This window comes from Pseudoalteromonas apostichopi (assembly GCF_030297135.1).
Classification (GTDB): Bacteria; Pseudomonadota; Gammaproteobacteria; order Enterobacterales; family Alteromonadaceae; genus Pseudoalteromonas; species Pseudoalteromonas apostichopi.
The window spans coordinates 2,122,259-2,138,484 of sequence record NZ_AP028065.1; the positions used below are offsets into that span (position 1 = coordinate 2,122,259).

At 39.1% G+C, this 16,226-nt stretch carries 13 protein-coding genes; 7 read left to right on the forward strand and 6 right to left on the reverse strand.

Features of this window, described 5'->3' with window-relative positions; all coding sequences use genetic code 11:
* Position 1: 1 nt before the first annotated feature.
* From QUE86_RS09495 to QUE86_RS09510, 4 genes are read right to left on the reverse strand one after another with little or no spacing between them, the layout of a single operon-like run.
* Entirely contained in the window at positions 2 to 3,079 is a 3,078-nt protein-coding gene (locus QUE86_RS09495) for a type I restriction endonuclease subunit R (RefSeq protein WP_286256826.1), read from the reverse strand.
* Entirely contained in the window at positions 3,079 to 4,368 is a 1,290-nt protein-coding gene (locus QUE86_RS09500) for a restriction endonuclease subunit S (RefSeq protein WP_286256828.1), read from the reverse strand. Before QUE86_RS09500 ends, QUE86_RS09495 begins: the two co-directional genes overlap by 1 nt.
* Entirely contained in the window at positions 4,359 to 7,124 is a 2,766-nt protein-coding gene (locus QUE86_RS09505) for a type I restriction-modification system subunit M (protein WP_286256830.1), read from the reverse strand. Before QUE86_RS09505 ends, QUE86_RS09500 begins: the two co-directional genes overlap by 10 nt.
* Positions 7,125 to 7,155: 31 nt before the next feature.
* On the reverse strand, positions 7,156 to 7,395 hold the full coding sequence (locus QUE86_RS09510; protein ID WP_286256832.1) for an HTH-like domain-containing protein: 240 nt from the start codon (positions 7,393 to 7,395) through the stop codon (positions 7,156 to 7,158).
* Positions 7,396 to 7,556: 161 nt separating this feature from the next.
* Here QUE86_RS09510 and QUE86_RS09515 point away from each other — a divergent pair, with 161 nt between their 5' ends.
* Both QUE86_RS09515 and QUE86_RS09520 read left to right on the forward strand, forming a co-directional pair.
* Positions 7,557 to 8,942, forward strand: coding sequence for an AAA family ATPase (locus tag QUE86_RS09515; protein ID WP_286256834.1), 1,386 nt, complete (start codon positions 7,557 to 7,559; stop codon positions 8,940 to 8,942).
* A 1-nt stretch (position 8,943) separates the two neighbouring features.
* Positions 8,944 to 9,618 carry an HNH endonuclease gene (locus QUE86_RS09520; protein WP_286256836.1) on the forward strand — a complete coding sequence of 225 codons (675 nt, stop codon included), beginning with the start codon at positions 8,944 to 8,946 and terminating at the stop codon, positions 9,616 to 9,618.
* Positions 9,619 to 9,783: 165 nt separating this feature from the next.
* Here QUE86_RS09520 and QUE86_RS09525 read toward each other — a convergent pair whose 3' ends face one another.
* Positions 9,784 to 11,031, reverse strand: coding sequence for an AICE element replication initiation protein (locus QUE86_RS09525; protein WP_286256838.1), 1,248 nt, complete (start codon positions 11,029 to 11,031; stop codon positions 9,784 to 9,786).
* Between the two features lie 43 nt (positions 11,032 to 11,074).
* Between QUE86_RS09525 and QUE86_RS09530 the strand changes: the two genes are divergently transcribed.
* The 4 genes from QUE86_RS09530 to QUE86_RS09545 all read left to right on the forward strand — a co-directional run bounded on the left by QUE86_RS09530 (position 11,075) and on the right by QUE86_RS09545 (position 13,861).
* Positions 11,075 to 11,392, forward strand: coding sequence for a hypothetical protein (locus QUE86_RS09530; protein WP_286256840.1), 318 nt, complete (start codon positions 11,075 to 11,077; stop codon positions 11,390 to 11,392).
* Between the two features lie 661 nt (positions 11,393 to 12,053).
* Positions 12,054 to 12,761 (forward strand): hypothetical protein, encoded by a 708-nt coding sequence (locus QUE86_RS09535; RefSeq protein WP_286256841.1) that lies wholly within the window; start codon positions 12,054 to 12,056, stop codon positions 12,759 to 12,761.
* Between the two features lie 21 nt (positions 12,762 to 12,782).
* Positions 12,783 to 13,286 carry an RNA polymerase sigma factor gene (locus tag QUE86_RS09540; protein ID WP_286256842.1) on the forward strand — a complete coding sequence of 168 codons (504 nt, stop codon included), beginning with the start codon at positions 12,783 to 12,785 and terminating at the stop codon, positions 13,284 to 13,286.
* Between the two features lie 5 nt (positions 13,287 to 13,291).
* The gene (locus QUE86_RS09545; RefSeq protein WP_167659008.1) at positions 13,292 to 13,861 is read left to right on the forward strand and encodes a hypothetical protein; all 570 of its coding nucleotides are present in this window, start codon (positions 13,292 to 13,294) and stop codon (positions 13,859 to 13,861) included.
* Positions 13,862 to 14,107: 246 nt separating this feature from the next.
* On the opposite strand, the gene galE is transcribed toward QUE86_RS09545, so the two are convergent.
* Positions 14,108 to 15,121, reverse strand: a complete 1,014-nt coding sequence (gene galE / locus QUE86_RS09550; RefSeq protein ID WP_130049864.1) for a UDP-glucose 4-epimerase GalE — start codon at positions 15,119 to 15,121, stop codon at positions 14,108 to 14,110.
* Between the two features lie 230 nt (positions 15,122 to 15,351).
* On the opposite strand from galE, the gene QUE86_RS09555 reads away from it, so the two are divergent.
* A complete protein-coding gene (locus QUE86_RS09555; RefSeq protein WP_130049863.1) occupies positions 15,352 to 15,855 on the forward strand; it encodes a DUF3016 domain-containing protein in 504 nt (167 codons plus the stop codon).
* Positions 15,856 to 16,226 lie beyond the last annotated feature (371 nt).

A 16,226-nucleotide genomic window follows, 5' to 3' on the forward strand; every position in this document is an offset into this window, starting at 1 on the left:
ATCAGTAACTTGGCTGCTGCTTAATTATGGCAAACAGACGCTCTACCTCTTCAATATCGTTCAATACTTTGTAGATAGCTTGTTTAATTAGATTTTCCTTAGCTATATTACCACGCCAGCCGTCACTTCTACTCACCATAACAGCAGTATCAACCTGAATAGCGAGTGATTCATCTTTATCAAGATTATTCCATAACGCTCTCTTACTAGGAGTATCTAACGAATCAGGCGTTTTATCTTCTTTACCTGCCGCTACTTTCTTCGCTAGCTCTGCTACTTTCTTTAAATACTCTTGATAGTCGATAGCCTTTTGCTTGTGTAGCTTAATAATTTCATCAAGGAGTTTCGACATTTCGTCGAAATAGGCAGGATCTAGCAAGTGGTCCTTAAGAATTTTGCTACGAACATTGTTTTCAATAGTCTCCGCTACTGCTTCATTACTGCCCTTTATTCCGCTTGGTAACCCATTAATTGCTTCGGCAATTCCACTATTCACAATGACTTCAATCAAAGGCATATCACCAAAAGGGGATATCACTTCAGAATAATCAGCCTGAATGTAGTTATCAATCAGGTGTCGCATATCCGCTTCGTACGCTTTCAAATCAATGATTTCCCCACTCGCGTTTTTAATGATTTCACGAAGTTTAAGATAATGATCCATCCGGCTTTTGATATGGCCTGCTTCTTTATCGCTGTAACTTGCTTCAATCATTTCATCAGCAATGTTGGCGTATGCGCGTATAAAAGCGACTATCGCTTTATAAAGCGTATGTCTTAACAGCTCTGTGGCTTTAAGTTCCTCAGGAATTTCTGTGTTTCCACAAAAATAATGGATGTGTTGTAAATCACCTTTTGGAGGTTTAACCGGCTCACAAAGTAATTCTAACTCTTCTAGTGCGTTATCTAATCTTTCCTTTGCAGCTTCTAACCTATCTTTCAACAGAATGTTACAGTCTTCAGCATTAAAGTCATCGTAATCCAACTCATTGGTGTAGACTGCAACAGCATTCTCAACCTTACTGAATAGATCTTTATAGTCGATGATGTAGCCAAATTCTTTGTCTTCACCATCAAGCCTATTTACACGACAAATAGCCTGAAAAAGCCCGTGATCTTGCATGGATTTATCAATGTATAAATAAGTACAGCTTGGTGCATCAAAACCAGTTAGTAATTTGTCTACAACAATAAGCAGCTTCATGTTGGCAGGCTCCTCCGTAAATAGCTGCTTTACATGCTCCTCATACGTCTCTGTCTTACTCATTTGGGGCTTTGGTTTAACATCTTTAAGTAGCTCGGCATAAGTCTTAAAGATATATTCCTTATCGGTTTCTGTGTTAGCTCCCGTATCTTCTGTTGATATATCTTTAGACTGAGGACTGTAAGAAGTAACTATCGCACATTTACCTTTAAGGTTAGTTGATTGGAATATCTCATAGTATTTACATGCCTCAAAAATACTTGATGCGACCAAAATAGCATTACCGGATTGGCTACTTAGGCGAGGCTTATCCGCAAAGTCAAAAATAATGTCGGCAACAACCTTATTCATGCGAGACTTGGAACTGAGGACATTTTGCATGGTACCCCATTTCTTCTTCAACTCTGCTTGCTGGAATTCGTTCAAACCTTTAGTTGCCGCAGCAAACCACTTATCGATTCTTTTCTGAGAGCTAATTCTCTGGTCGATATCTCGCGCTTCGTAAACTAAATCAAGAACTACGCCATCTTCAACGGCTTCGTTAAACTTGTATGTGTGAATGTACTTTCCAAATACTTCAAGGCTGGTTGCTTTGTCTTTTTTAAGTAATGGTGTTCCGGTAAAACCAATAAACAGTGCGCTAGGAAGTAACGCTTTCATAACCTTGTGTAGTCTGCCACTTTGAGTACGATGACACTCATCAACAAATACAAACAACTCACCGACAGCATGGCCAGTAGATGATTCTAGCTCTTTAATAAAAGCCTCAAATTTCTTATTGTCTTTTAGGTTTGGATCTTTAGGTGCAAATTTGTGAACTAGGGAACAAAGTAATCGAGGCTTTGCTTCACCTAGCAATCGCATAAAATCTCGACCGCTGGAAGTGCGACTGATAGATTCTCCCGCATCTTTAAACACGCGCTCGATTTGTTTATCAAGTTCGTCACGATCAGTTACAACTAACACTCGGGCATGAGGGTTATTTTCTAAAATCCATTTAGCTAACAGCACCATAGTGATACTTTTGCCACTACCTTGCGTATGCCATATAATACCCCCTTCTTTTCGGCGAATATGCTCTTGAGAAGCCTTAATACCGAAATATTGATGAACCCTAGGTAACTTTTTAACTCCCGCATCAAACAACACAAAATCAAACATCAATTCAATGATGCGTTGCTTGGTACACATCTTATTCAGATATTTATCGAGCTTATAACCTTCATTATCTTGCCCATCTTCCTTCCAACTTAGGAAATACTTCTCACCAGTACCTATGGTGCCATACCGAAGCCCCTGCGAGTCATTACCCGCAAAAACGAACTGAACAGTAGTAAAGAACTGTTGAATGAACTGATCTTGTTGGTTAGTGATATTTTGACGAATACCTTCAGCCAAGTCCTTTCTGCTGTTTTTTAACTCCAAAACCGCGATAGCAATACCATTAACATAAAGAACAACATCCGGGCGCTTTTCTCGCTCGCCAAATACAGTTACTTCTTCGGCAATATAAAAATCATTTTCTTCAGGCGCATTCCAATTAATTACTTGAATCGTTTCTGTTGGAACACCGGCTTCAAACTTTACTGGCACACCAAAACGAAGCAGCTCATATACTACCTTATTGTTATGATACAAACTCTGGCCATGTTCATTGGCTTTCGCTTCTAGCTCAGACAATACTCGGTTGATTTGTTCATCCGAATGCCCTCGATTTTCCAGAAACTTACGAAGGTAACTCTGTTCAATATTCTGGTTGTTTGACCTATCTCGCCAGTCACCTAAATAGGTATACCCTAGCTCATTTTGGAATAGTTTAACTACACGATTCTGCGTTACTCGTTCTGATTTATTTATTGCACCTGAAGAATCCATTACGTCTCCATTTGTTCTGGCTTTTCTAAGCGAATTTGACCAGTAAGCAATGCCTGCATCATGCCTTGTTTTAGCTTTTTATTCTTTTCTAACTTATTACTTAAAGCTAGAATCTCGCAGTCAATATCTCTGAGAGCATCGACAACTTGTCTCTGCATTGTTTCACAAGGGTATGGGATCAATATATCCTTCAATGTATTTTTAGATACACCATAAACTTTTAAACCTGTCGCTTTCTGATTTAACTGAGATTTGACATACACTATTTCATGAATAAAACCTTTGAAACCATCAATAAAATGGTCACCTTTAGGTCTCATTAAAAAAGTATGTAACCCGGCAATAACTACCTTTTCACCGACACCCGAAACTTCAAAGCTCTTACCAATTCCGTCGTAATCCTCAGAGGCGTCAGCCATGATCAGATCTCCATCTTTCAACTTGGCATAAGCTGCTACTTTATCTATGTCTAGTGCAGGTACAGGTTCACTGTTTAGGTCAACATGAGTGCCAAACTTAGTATGAATATCGCCATAATGGATATATAAAGCACCATCACCACCTAAATCAGAACGCGAATATGTGGCAGTAGATAAGAAAGTAAATGCTTCGTCATAACTTACTTGGCTCCAACCATCCTTCAGCTCACCATCCTCATCAAATGGATTTAATAACTTTTGCATGGCACCTAGTTTGATTAGCTGCTTTTTCTCGATTAACTTTTCAAGCGAGTGAACCAACTCATCCATATCTGTTAAAGCTTTTGCAATTGCCGATTGTTCACTTTTAGTTGGGGGGAGTGGTATATCAAATTCTCGAATCTCTTCAAGATGTAAATTAGTGACTGTACCTTGTTTTGAACGCCGGCTAATTTGATCAGAAATTATGTTCGAACGAAACACTTGCTCTAAGAAGTTGACGTCTACTTTACTCTTTCGAACTTTTATAAGAGCTAAACTAACAAATATTGAAAATTCCCAATCCCAGTCAACCACCTTAGATATGCCAATCGTGCCATTTTTTGAGAGCAGTAAATCACCATGTTCTGGCTTTGCACGTTTAATGAGTTCACGATGTTCCTCTATGGAAATAAACTTAAGCTTTTCCGTATCAATAACATTGCTCTGAATATCTGTGACTCTCAAAAATGGTATGCCATAACTGGTATACTTTGGTGTATGGTGAGTTCCATCAATTATTACAGCAGTAAGTTCTTCTAACTTTTTGTCACTCCAGTCTGATGGAATAATACCCGCATCTGTATATTTGTAACCCTTTTTTAGTTCCATACAAACCCCATCTTATGCAAGTGACCAGCGACAGCATCCTCTAGCACTTTAACTTGCTTAGTTTGCGCAGGCATAGCACTTTCATAGCGTTCTGCTAACTCCTTGATGCGGTTAGTCAAGCGTTCACTTAAGCGGTCCAGCTCACTATGAACATCACTATCAATAGTTGCCAACCACTTATCTTCGACCACCAGTTGCTTGATTTGCTCTTCATCTAAAGTAGGGTAAAACTCAAGTAAGACTTCATCTAACGCAAGCTCTTTTTCCTTAACCGCTTTTTTCGTCGCAGCTATTTGTTCTGTTAAGCTAAGGTATTGCTGTAGAATCTTTATCTCAGTCATAAATTCAGCATCAGGTGTTTGAACTAGCGCCTTTTCTACAAGAGCTAAAATAGGAACCTGCATGACTTTAATATCTTTTTTGCCCTGTTTAATAGACTTATCTAATCCTAAATACCGCTCAATTACTGCAAATTCTTCGGATTCAAAAGTTATTCCTTCGATACGATCTTTTATTGCCTTTTGTGTCACATTGCCTTTAGCATTCTTCAAATTGCTCAGCCATGGGCTGTGTTTTAGTTCGGTAAGCTGTTGCTCCTGTTTCGCTACTGTACTGCACAACGCCTTATAGGTAACGTAACTGGTGTGTTCTAAACTTTCCCAGGCTAGGTCAATATAATCCTGCAACGCTACGTTAGCTTCTGCTTTAGTACCAACACCGTTAAGGGCACCTTCTTCGCCACTATGCTTTTCGACCAATTCATCTAACAAACTTTGTTCAGTTTCTTGCTGTGTCTTCAGCGCATTGATGTGTTGTTGCTCTTCCGCAAAATAACGGTTAATCACTAAGTATTTAGGCACTAAATCACAAGTCCAGCCTTTATCTACGGTTTTAGTTACTTCTCCTTTTTTATTCTTTTTCTCTTCCTCAATACGATAAGTTGACGCTTGCCAACCACCACCAACTTCTAGCGGTGCTGCTATCAGGTAACAATCATCCTGCATGATTTCATACCAATAGTTCATTAGGTGTTGATAGACATCATACTTATCAACTAATGGCCTATCGGTGTAACTCTCTAGCAAATCCTCAGAAATATCATAGATCACATCTTTGGGATGGCATCCCGGTTGCATAGCTTTAAGGAACTTTTGGGTATTTTCACGCCAACTTCCAAAGACCGAATTCATTTGCGCAGTAAAAGCCTTAAACTCAGCATGTTCAAATATTGCTTGCTTAATTTCTAGCGTCCCTACCTGTAATGCCAAGTAGCTATCACTTCGCTCGGCATTGCTAAATAATGCGCGACGTAATTCGGGAAAAACTTCCCAGTATGGTTTTAGACTAGACTCTTCACCATCCACGTCTACTTTAGGTATATCCCCCAACAAATGTGCTTCAATATCTTGAATATCTTCAGTTACAGAACCATCGATATAACGAGGAATGTTGAGGTTAAATTCGTTCTTTTCGATCTCGGTAAACGAAACCATTTTACTGTAGCCTGGAATAACAAGCTGTTTGTTGAAGACGTCTACAATGCGATGAATATCCATTTCACGAAGACGGTTTTTGTTTCCGTCTTTGATGAAGCCTTTACCTGCATCAATTATAAAAATACCTTTACGAGCATTAGCTGCTTCTTTATCAATTAAAATAATACATGCAGGGATGCCAGTACCGTAGAAAAGGTTAGCGGGTAAACCAATGATGCCCTTGATATAGCCTTTTCGAATTAACGCCTCACGTATATCGGCTTCAGTCTTACCGCGAAATAATACGCCGTGTGGTAAAATACATGCGCCTTTACCTTGACTTCTTAGACTTCGGATAATGTGTAGCAGGTATGCATAGTCACCGTTCTTATTCGGTGGAACACCATAACTTTCGAACCGATCGTATGGGTCTTTTTCGGTGTCAACACCATTACCCCAGCGTTTATCACTGAATGGAGGGTTTGCAACAACAAAATCAAACTGCTTCATTTGATCTTCATCTTCAGGAAAACGAGGGTTGGCTAAAGTATTTCCTTGCTTTATCTCTGCAGTAGGGTTGTTATGCAGGATCATGTTCATGTGTGCCAAGGCACTTGTCGCATTGTCTTTTTCCTGACCATACAAAGTTACAGCCGTTTTAGCCTCATCTGCAACTTTCAACAATAAGGAACCTGAGCCACACGTAGGGTCATAAACAGTGGTAATTGCGGAAGTACTCGCCTTATCAATACCAATAATTTTAGCCATGATCCGACTGACTTCTGCAGGAGTGTAGAACTGACCCTTACTCTTTCCAGATTCAGTTGCAAAGTGACGCATTAAATACTCATAAGCGTCACCTAAGATATCATCCCCTTCGGCTCGATTCTTACTAAAATCTAACGCCTTGTTTTCAAAAATGGCTACTAGGTTAGTTAGGCGTTCGACTTTTTCTTTTGCATTTCCAAGTTTTTCTACATCATCAAAATCAGGCAATGCTGTTCGAGAAAGCTTATTGGCATTTGCAAGTGGAGCGACGATTTTCTTGTTGATATCATCACCAATAGTCGGTTTACCCTTAAGTGCTACCATATCAGCGAAGCTTGCACCTTCCGGTATAGTAATAGGGGCGAAAGGTTGGCCTGAGTACTTATCACTGATGTATTTCACAAACAGCATAAAAAGCACATAGTCTTTATACTGACTTGCATCCATGCCCCCCCTGAGCTCATCGCAGCTGGCCCATAGCGATGAATATAGTTCTGATTTTTTAATTGCCATTATAATTCCATAAAAGTTTGTAATTCGAAGATTATATTTTGCTAACGTCCAAGCCCGCACTTTTTAGCCTGTTAGTTAAGTTCCTCATTTTGCTAAACTCTGTTCCTAAACTAGGTTGAAGCCCAACACCCTGACAAAACTCTTTTGCAGTAATGTTTTTTAATTCATCTGCAAATTTAATCATTTGAAGGTGTAACTCCATTGTGTATTGATTTCTCGGAGAACTAGCTAGAACCTGCTTGATTTCCTCAAATATTTCAATTTCAGACATAAACAGCCCCTTCTTATATAATTTAGCTAATTTAGCTAAATCACAATTTAAACACAACAAATTTCATCCGTAATTGTAAATTTTACATGTAGTTATTCTTTGAGAAGTACATCTCTTGATGATATAAATAAGAAAACTTTTATACTAAACAAGAGTGTACATTGAAGTTACAAGGACTTAACCTGGCCAGCCATGATGTTTTCGGTGATATTGAAATTCCACTTGCTAGGAAAACAAAAGAAAAAGGAAATTTTAAGACTGTAGTCATTGGACCCAATGGAACGGGGAAAAGCAACTTGTTGCGCTGTATAGCAGACGCCCTCACCATCGAATTTTCAGAAGATAAAACCAAGTCTAAAAAAGATATTGATTATGAATATGAGATGAATCTATATTCAGATAATAACGTCATATCTATAAATTCAGATAGCAAGCAAGTTTCCCTTCCTATAGCCAAATTACTTGCTGTTACCAGCACTCCTCAAGATAGATTTCCATTTGTCTCAAAAAAAGGGGTGAGAAAGTCAGAAGAGTATGTCTACTTAGGACTCAAAACTGCATCAAACAACATTTTCTTTTCGAATCTAAGAGAAGAGTTATTGCTTCACCTCTTTACTATATACAAAGATAAAACTAAAACCCTTTCGGCAGCCAATGTATTACAAACGCTTAATTTCTCAGAAAACTTCAAAGCTATCCTTACGAAAGGAAGAGCTTTCAGCGATTTTAAAACGTTATTGTTTGGTGACGAAAGTAGTAGAGAAGCAAGCGATAAATTTGAAACTATTTTTGATAATACTTTTTATAGTAAAAGCAAAGATATCATCTCGAGGGTAGTACGTGAATTAGAAAACAACAAAAACAACTATCCAATTGACGTAAAGCTGGAAGACCGCACTCAATTTAGTCTAAAAGTAACCTTTCTAGATGTTATTGAGAAACTGTTAAACCTCAATATTTTATCAGTATCAGAGTTAGCACTGTTTTCTTCCAATGGACATGACATGAATCAAGCCAGCTCTGGTGAATATAACATATTGAAAATATTTTTATCCATCATTGCCAATATAGAAAACAACTCGGTTATCTTAATTGATGAACCTGAAATTAGCCTACATCCTAATTGGCAAATGGATTTCATTTCGATATTGGATCTAGCTTTATCTAAATACACTAATTGTCATTCGATTATTGCTACGCATTCGCATTTTTTAATCTCTAATGTTAATGCCGAAGAGTCGATGATACTGAATATGTCACCAAGTTCGCACTCTAGGAAAGTTCAAATAGAGGAGTTAGAAATAGATCCCTTTGGTTGGTCTCCTGAAAACATACTTTACAGAGTTTTCGGGGTAACAGCTTTAAGAAACAAGTACTTTGAATTAGATCTTCGAATAATAATTGATTATGTTGCATCACCAAAAGATGATCATGCAGATTTCATCGATGCAATACGGAGGGTTAGAAGATTTAATATAGGAGATAAAGATCCTCTTTTTCCAATCATTTCTAAAGCAAATAAATTATATGAAGAACTAGAGGATTAATATGCGCGATATTTTTAATATGATCGACATATTGCCACGATCAATAACCTATACAGCAATTGAACAGAATTGGGTTGATACTTTGATAAACTCCAACCTTACTCACCAAGAGATTTGGAGCGGATCTGTAAATTCGACAGGTGTTCGCAGAAAAGACAGAGACGCTTTAATTACCAAGATTAAAATTGAACTAGAGCAAATCCAAAATGGATACTGCTATTACTGCGGTTTCAAATTTACCTATAGATTAGGAGAAAAAGCATCCCGTAAAATTCAAAGGGAGCACATTGCACCTAAAAGTAGGTATAAAGAATTTACTTTTGAAGCTGAAAATTTAGTATTAGCCTGTGATCTTTGTAATAGCACTGATTATAAAGGTGATATCAATACTATTTTAGCCTATTCAAATAATTATAACGCATGTACATTTAATATAATCCACCCTTATTTGGACCACAGACAGCGATACCTTTCTTTGGATGAGAGTGGTTTACTGTGTGTATTGAGAAGCTCAAATAAGGGAAAAAATACGGTAGAATTATTTGGTTTAAACGAAAAATTTCACGTCGAGAATAGAGCTATGCATACAATTTGTAGTAAATACAACGTTGATAGTGTAACAGAGCTGCTTTTACAAGCTCAATTGGCTAAAAATACTAGCATTAGCCAAATATAAGCAAGAAGTTATTAACTAGCAACGAGTAATTTTCTTTTAATTATTCAACATGAGGAATTTCAACCGTACTGAGTATTAATAATACAGCTAAATATCTCGGTAAAAAAAGCCTCATGAACACGACGACCCGACGTAACAACCGTCAGGTCGACGATTCAAGCCAAATCAACTTTCGGTAGACTCAATAGCTTTCATACCCAGAGTAATTCTCCTATTTTTACCGCGTTCTCCCAACACCAAGATCACCCCCTGTGCCTCAAGTGACTTTTCTATAGCTGGTAGTCGCTTACCTAGAGAAATAGGCGTTTGTGGCCAATGTTTTGTGCTTCGTAATACATTTGGCCTTTGACCTTCGGAAAGCGCTAGAAGTAGACGAGAAGGAGTTCCTACCCATAGATCAGGTTCCTTGTGTTTTGCTGCAAACTCCAACACAGCATTAGATAATGGGTCCTCAATTAATGCTTCCAGCATACTGGTATTGATATTATCCAAATATGCCTTTTGTAGCACTCCAGGCTCTAGAGCGAGGCAAATTTCCATTGCTGCTAACCAGCGCGAGAACTGCATCATACGAGATGCATGACACACATCTACATCATCAATTACAGCTAATATATCAGCAATCAACTGCAGTAACCCCGTAAAGATGATGGATTTCTCAGCCATTATTTCCTTGCTCAAGGTCATTTCATCTTTCCGCTCTTCTTCAGGCATCGGTTCCAATTGAAAAGTCAGGGTGCGTGTAGCACAGTCACCTTCTTTAATCAGTGGGTGAATAGAATTGAGTACCGTGGGCCCTAAAAGAGACAAGGTAAACTCCTGAGCATTGGTATATAAAGCGCGACCACTTATAGCGCCTCCTGTTGCAGCATTACAGGGATGATCTGACCAATTGGAGTCGAATTCACGGATGTTATCGTAGATCAGCAAGTGTGCATTTTGCCGTGATATTGCCATATCGTTGACCGTTTTAGTAAAAATACCGATAGGGTTTGTAACCGGATCGACAAAAGTCCTCAGAATAGTCTTACAGAAAAAGCTTTTTCCCGCGCCCGGACTCGCAATTATCACTAGTATGGGGAAACCAGCATGCTTGTGCTTCGGCGTCGCTAAGGTATAAGTCATCCACCCGATCAACAGGTAAAAGTCTATATCAGTTAATCTGACGTACTTTTCGAGTAGTGTGAAATCATCTTCTTCTGCAACGCTAGGCAGTGCCAGAGAGTTCTCCATTCGTTGATATATACATTCAGAGCCACTAGTAATCTCGAATACTTCGCCATTTTCAACACGGATCCGAGTACCATCATTGTCGCAAACATCGATTTCAATTCCGCCACTATCAAGTGGTGCGACCCGCTTGTAGATATCTAAGTCTGCTTCACCATCAAACTCTGCAATCGCTGATAACATAGCGATTGCTTCTTTTACGTCATCACCTTTGAGAAAGTCATATGTGCAAAAAAGACATCTATTCGAGCCATCTTTCCTGCTATCTAGCCAAGCCCATCAAAGCTTGAGTAGTGCTTCCAAGATAAACATTAGACTTGAGACAGAGGCAGAATGGAAAAAAGACAAATTTTTCACATCTGATGGGCTAGTGGCCGACGAATATGTAAAAGCACTAACAACATTTCAGTTAATGTTAGGTCGCACACCTGATCAAGCTGCAAGCTTTGTTAGCTCTCTAACAGGGTATGAGCTGAATTACACACAGCTGCAAAAAGTGGACTATGGCGAGCATTTGCGAGTGCTTACTGGCTTAACCTGTTAGTCTTTGAGAAAAGGTCGGGGAAATAGAAATGACTGGCTCAGTACTATCACTGAAAACCTGAAAAGACCAAACTCCTTTTGTTGCATCATGTCTTGGAAGCGTTCCTTCCCCAAGGGCGCTATTTCATCCGGCAACGCTGACCTTTCCCCTAAATGGATTCTAGCGACTCCTAGCGAATCCAAGAGAAAATAAAATATGTGGGCATGAATGGCTGGCCGATCTTTGGCCGGTACAGGAGGAAAATTAAGTTTCTATAGTTGAACACTGAAAAAAAGAATATACATAGCCCGACCTGGCCTAACTTTCCATCATACTACGAAGGATAAGAAACTATAGGTTTCAAGTCGAAAAACGAGCCTTTGTAAAGTCTAAGTGAGCGAAACTCATAATCGTTAGGTCCCCAGTTTAAGTCTGGGAGGGGCCACCATTTTCTTACTGTAAAAATCCAAAATTAAAGCTTTAAGCTGTTTTTATAGCTGCGCTCAATTTCTTTTTATCCTTAAAATTCAACCAAATAAAATTATTTTTAATTTTTTAAAAATATTTTGTCAGGTTTTTTGAGTTTGTCTCGTCTATAGCTGCAAATGACACGAAGTTGTTCTATTCGGTGGTAGCGATAGGCAGTGTCTTATGTATCTATTTTTACGAAAAGGACAAGCTCATGACGACTACAACATCAACTGTGAATACGCTAAAACTTGATTCAACGAATGCACCATTTAGTGATGCTGCTCTTTGGTTAAAAGAAGGTTGGGGGCTATTTAAAAAGGCGCCGTTTAAACTTTTCTTACTAATGACACTGTTCGCTATTTTGCCTGGGCTAGTGCAACTATTGCCAGCACCTATAGGTTTAACATTATCGAAATGGTTAGCGCCTATGTTAATGGCAACCGTGTGGCCTTTATTGTTTAACCTAAATAGTAATCAAGGCTTTTCATTTCGACACAATACAACATGGGCGAAGTGGGGACGAGTTGCGGTTTGGTCAGTAGTGGGTATTTTACTCGCGCTGGTGCAACTTGCTGTAGGGAGTACTTTGATTGGAAGTGAGCAGTTATCGGCATTATTATCTGGTCAGTTTGTTGATGTTGAGCGTTGGCGCGTAGGAGTTATGTTTGTATCAATTGTTCCTATGAATATGCTGCTTATATTTGTGGTACCTCTGTTACTTTTAAGTAATTCTTCACTTAGTGCAGCTGTAAAAGAAAGCCTTGCAACAGTACTAAGAGTGATTAAACCGCTAAGCGTGCTTTGTTTGATTAATATGCTTGTTACCTTTGCTGCACCGTATAGCCTTTTACCTATGCTACTGATGGGGCCTGTATTAGCGTGTACTTTCTTTTGTGCCTATAATCGTTTGTTCAAATAATAATAAAAACATGGAAGTACAGTGAAAGCTGATGTTCAAATAAACACATTGCTGAATGAATACGCGCCGCTGTTGGCGCGTGTTGCTGCAACCTACGAGATCAATCAAGCGTTACAAGATGAGCTAATTCAAGAGATGTCATTGGCGCTTTGGCGCGCATTTGAAAGTAATGAATCATCAACAGATATTGCCTTTCGAGGCGATGCTAGCATAAAAACCTATATCGCCCGAATAGCTCACAATAAAGCAGTTGATCATGTGATTAAAGAGCAAAACCGTAAAGAGGTTGCAAGCTCTGAGAGTGTTGATTACACCCAAGCTTTAAGTGCACACAAATCACAAGACGACAGTTTAGATTTAATGGCTGCCCTGCGTAAATTAACGCTGAAATATAGGCAGGTGCTTGCTCTACAGCTTGAAGGGTTTAATCAAAGTGAGATAGCCGAAACACTGGGTCTGTCTGAAGATGCTGTTGCGAAACGTGCAAGTAGAGCAAGGCAACAACTTGCAAGCCTAATGGAGTGAATGAAGTGGATAAATTCGAAGCAGATGATCAATTAGCTAAGTGGCAGCAGGCATTCGTGCAGGCAACGCCGAAAGTGGATAGCGCTGCATTAATTGCACAAACACAAAAGTCGCGAACTAAATTAAAGCTAAAAGGTTTAATAGACTCTTTATTAGGTGTTGTGGTAACCGTGTTTTGTATTTACGCCATGTTGTTTGAGGCAAAACATACTTATGAAACCTTCATGTTTGCACTATTAGTGCCTATTCCACTAGGTTTTGGCGTTTGGTCTTACCGTTTAAGACGAAAGCTTTGGCGGGCTGAAACGCTAGACGTAAACGCGATGCTCAACTTTAAAGAAAGCCAGCTGAAACACCAAGTTCATTACTGGTATGTGAGCTTTATTGGCTGTGTTGCTCTTTGGTCCGCTCTGCTAATTGTTGCCTTGTTTAACATGGTTATGTTTAAAACATACAGCCTATGGCTTATCCAGCTTGGTATCAATGGCATTATAGTGTTCGCTGTTTATATACGTCATAAAAAACTAAAATCACAGCTTGCTGCAGCGCTAGAGAGTATTCAAGCGATGCGCTGATATTGCTACTTGACGGGCTGTTCCTAAAACTTATATAACTTGTTATTCAAATAATAATAAAGGATATAAAGATGGAAGTTTTATACAGTATTTTGTTTTGGGGATCGCCAGTCGGCTTAGGGTTGTTCTTTTTCTTATCCTGCACTGGGGCTGGGGTACTTTTCTGGGGGATTGCGCAGCTTAAGAAAGCCTCATCAAATTAAAAAGCCGATGTGTGAACATCAGCTTTTTAATTTTAGACTTTGACTATTTGTAACCGTTAGGGTTATTACTTTGCCAGCGCCACGTATCTTGCATCATTTCATCGATGCCTCGTTCAGCTTGCCAGCCAAGCTCTTTTAACGCTTTTTCTGGTGCTGCATAGCAAGCTGCAATGTCACCTGCTCTACGCGGTGAAATTTGATATGGGACAGCTTGACCGCTGGCTTTTTCAAAAGCGGTAACCATTTGCAGTACTGAGTAACCATTACCTGTGCCAAGGTTAAATACGTGTGCACCTGTATCAGTTGCAATACGGTTAAGTGCTTTTAAGTGACCTAATGCTAAATCGACGACATGGATATAATCACGAACACCTGTACCATCTACAGTATCGTAGTCATCCCCAAATACACCTAGCTTTGCTAGCTTACCCACTGCGACTTGCGAAATATAAGGTAATAAGTTGTTAGGTATACCATTCGGGTCTTCACCAATCAGGCCGGATTCATGCGCGCCGACAGGGTTAAAGTAACGTAAGATAACAAAGGCAAAGCGTTCATCTGATTTTGCGATATCTTGTAGCATCATCTCAACCATAAGCTTTGATGTGCCATATGGGTTGGTCGTACCGCCAACCGGGAAGTCTTCACGAATTGGCAAGCTTGCAGGGTCACCGTATACAGTTGCTGATGAGCTAAATACTAACTTAAATACGCCAGCGTCACGCATGGCATCAACCAAAGTCAGTGTACCTTGTACGTTGTTTTGGTAATACTCAATAGGCTTTACAACCGATTCACCAACCGCTTTTAAACCAGCAAAGTGAATAACACTATCAATTGCGTGTTCACGGAATATTTTGTCTAGGCAGGCTCTATCTAAAATATCACCTTGATAAAACGTGACGTCTTTGCCAGTGATTTGTTTTACGCGAGCCAATGACTCATTCGATGAATTACTTAAATTATCAAGAACAACAACGTCAGTGCCTTGTTGTAATAATTCTAAAACGGTGTGAGAACCGATGTATCCGGCTCCGCCGGTGACTAAAATGGTCATAAAATATCCATGAACTATACCTGGTTGAATTAGCCTTATTTCAGCACATTTTGCGTTAAATTACATAAATAAATTGTGATTCATAACAATAAAGCAAAAATATGAATCGCTTGTTTTTGATTACATTTTGCACCATATTGGTTACACCTAAGTGTTTAGATATTAAGCTATAGTTAATTGTCAGCAGCTAAAATTTAATCATTAGCTATACCTGTTAAGTGGAGAAACAGATGAATACAGTAAAAAAAATTGCCTTAGCAATGGTCATTGCACTACCTGCTTTTGCTCATGCAGGAGAGGCAAAAGTTAAATGGCATGACTTTAACGATTACCGTGATGTAGAACCTGGCAACAATTCACCAAAAGGTTCATTTCATAAAAATGTGGCGAAAAATTTTGAAAAACACTTCAACAAGCTTGCCGAAAAGTTACCTGAAGGCTACACCTTTAACGTTGAAGTGACAGAGCTTGACCTAGCCGGTGATGTGCGTTTTGGTACCATGAATGAGTTACGTATCATCAAGCCAATTTACTTCCCACGTATCGACCTAAATTATTCGATTACCGATAAAAACGGTAAAGTGATAAGCGAAGCAAATGATATCAAGCTTAAAGATATGGGATTTATGGATCGCATGAAAATGGGGCGCGATGAAGCCTACTATTACGATAAGCGTTTAATCACTGATTGGTTTGAAGATGAGTTATTGCCGTCGTTAAATCTGGGTGAATGATAGCTGTCAGCTGTCAGTTTAAAGTTGAACTGTGTTGTTTGTGGGTCTTGTAAAAGACCTATATCGTGGGAGGCGTTTTAACGCCGAAAAACAATTAACGGCTAAAGCTGCTCCCACATGTTGGCGCGAAATTTATTTCGCACGAAAATATTTGCACAAAGATAAGTGAATGAGGAAGTGATGATAATACTTTTTTGTTTCCCTCTAAAGCGCAGCGCCTCTTTGTGAATTAAAGATCTTTTTCCAACCACAGAGGACACAGAGAGCACAGAGGAAAAGAAGAGAGATTCAAATAGTGTTTATGTTCAGCGAAGCGTCTCTTATCTCTCTTTGTGAGATTAAATGTCTTTGGTGTAGGCGTGAAATTTATT

Coding starts and splice junctions, on each gene's coding strand:
- QUE86_RS09495 (WP_286256826.1), bottom strand. CDS start 3,079: ATGGATTCTTCAGGTGCAATAAATAAATCAGAACGAGTAACGCAGAAT.
- QUE86_RS09500 (WP_286256828.1), bottom strand. CDS start 4,368: ATGGAACTAAAAAAGGGTTACAAATATACAGATGCGGGTATTATTCCA.
- QUE86_RS09505 (WP_286256830.1), bottom strand. CDS start 7,124: ATGGCAATTAAAAAATCAGAACTATATTCATCGCTATGGGCCAGCTGC.
- QUE86_RS09510 (WP_286256832.1), bottom strand. CDS start 7,395: ATGTCTGAAATTGAAATATTTGAGGAAATCAAGCAGGTTCTAGCTAGT.
- QUE86_RS09520 (WP_286256836.1), top strand. CDS start 8,944: ATGCGCGATATTTTTAATATGATCGACATATTGCCACGATCAATAACC.
- QUE86_RS09525 (WP_286256838.1), bottom strand. CDS start 11,031: ATGTTATCAGCGATTGCAGAGTTTGATGGTGAAGCAGACTTAGATATC.
- QUE86_RS09535 (WP_286256841.1), top strand. CDS start 12,054: ATGACGACTACAACATCAACTGTGAATACGCTAAAACTTGATTCAACG.
- galE (WP_130049864.1), bottom strand. CDS start 15,121: ATGACCATTTTAGTCACCGGCGGAGCCGGATACATCGGTTCTCACACC.
- QUE86_RS09555 (WP_130049863.1), top strand. CDS start 15,352: ATGAATACAGTAAAAAAAATTGCCTTAGCAATGGTCATTGCACTACCT.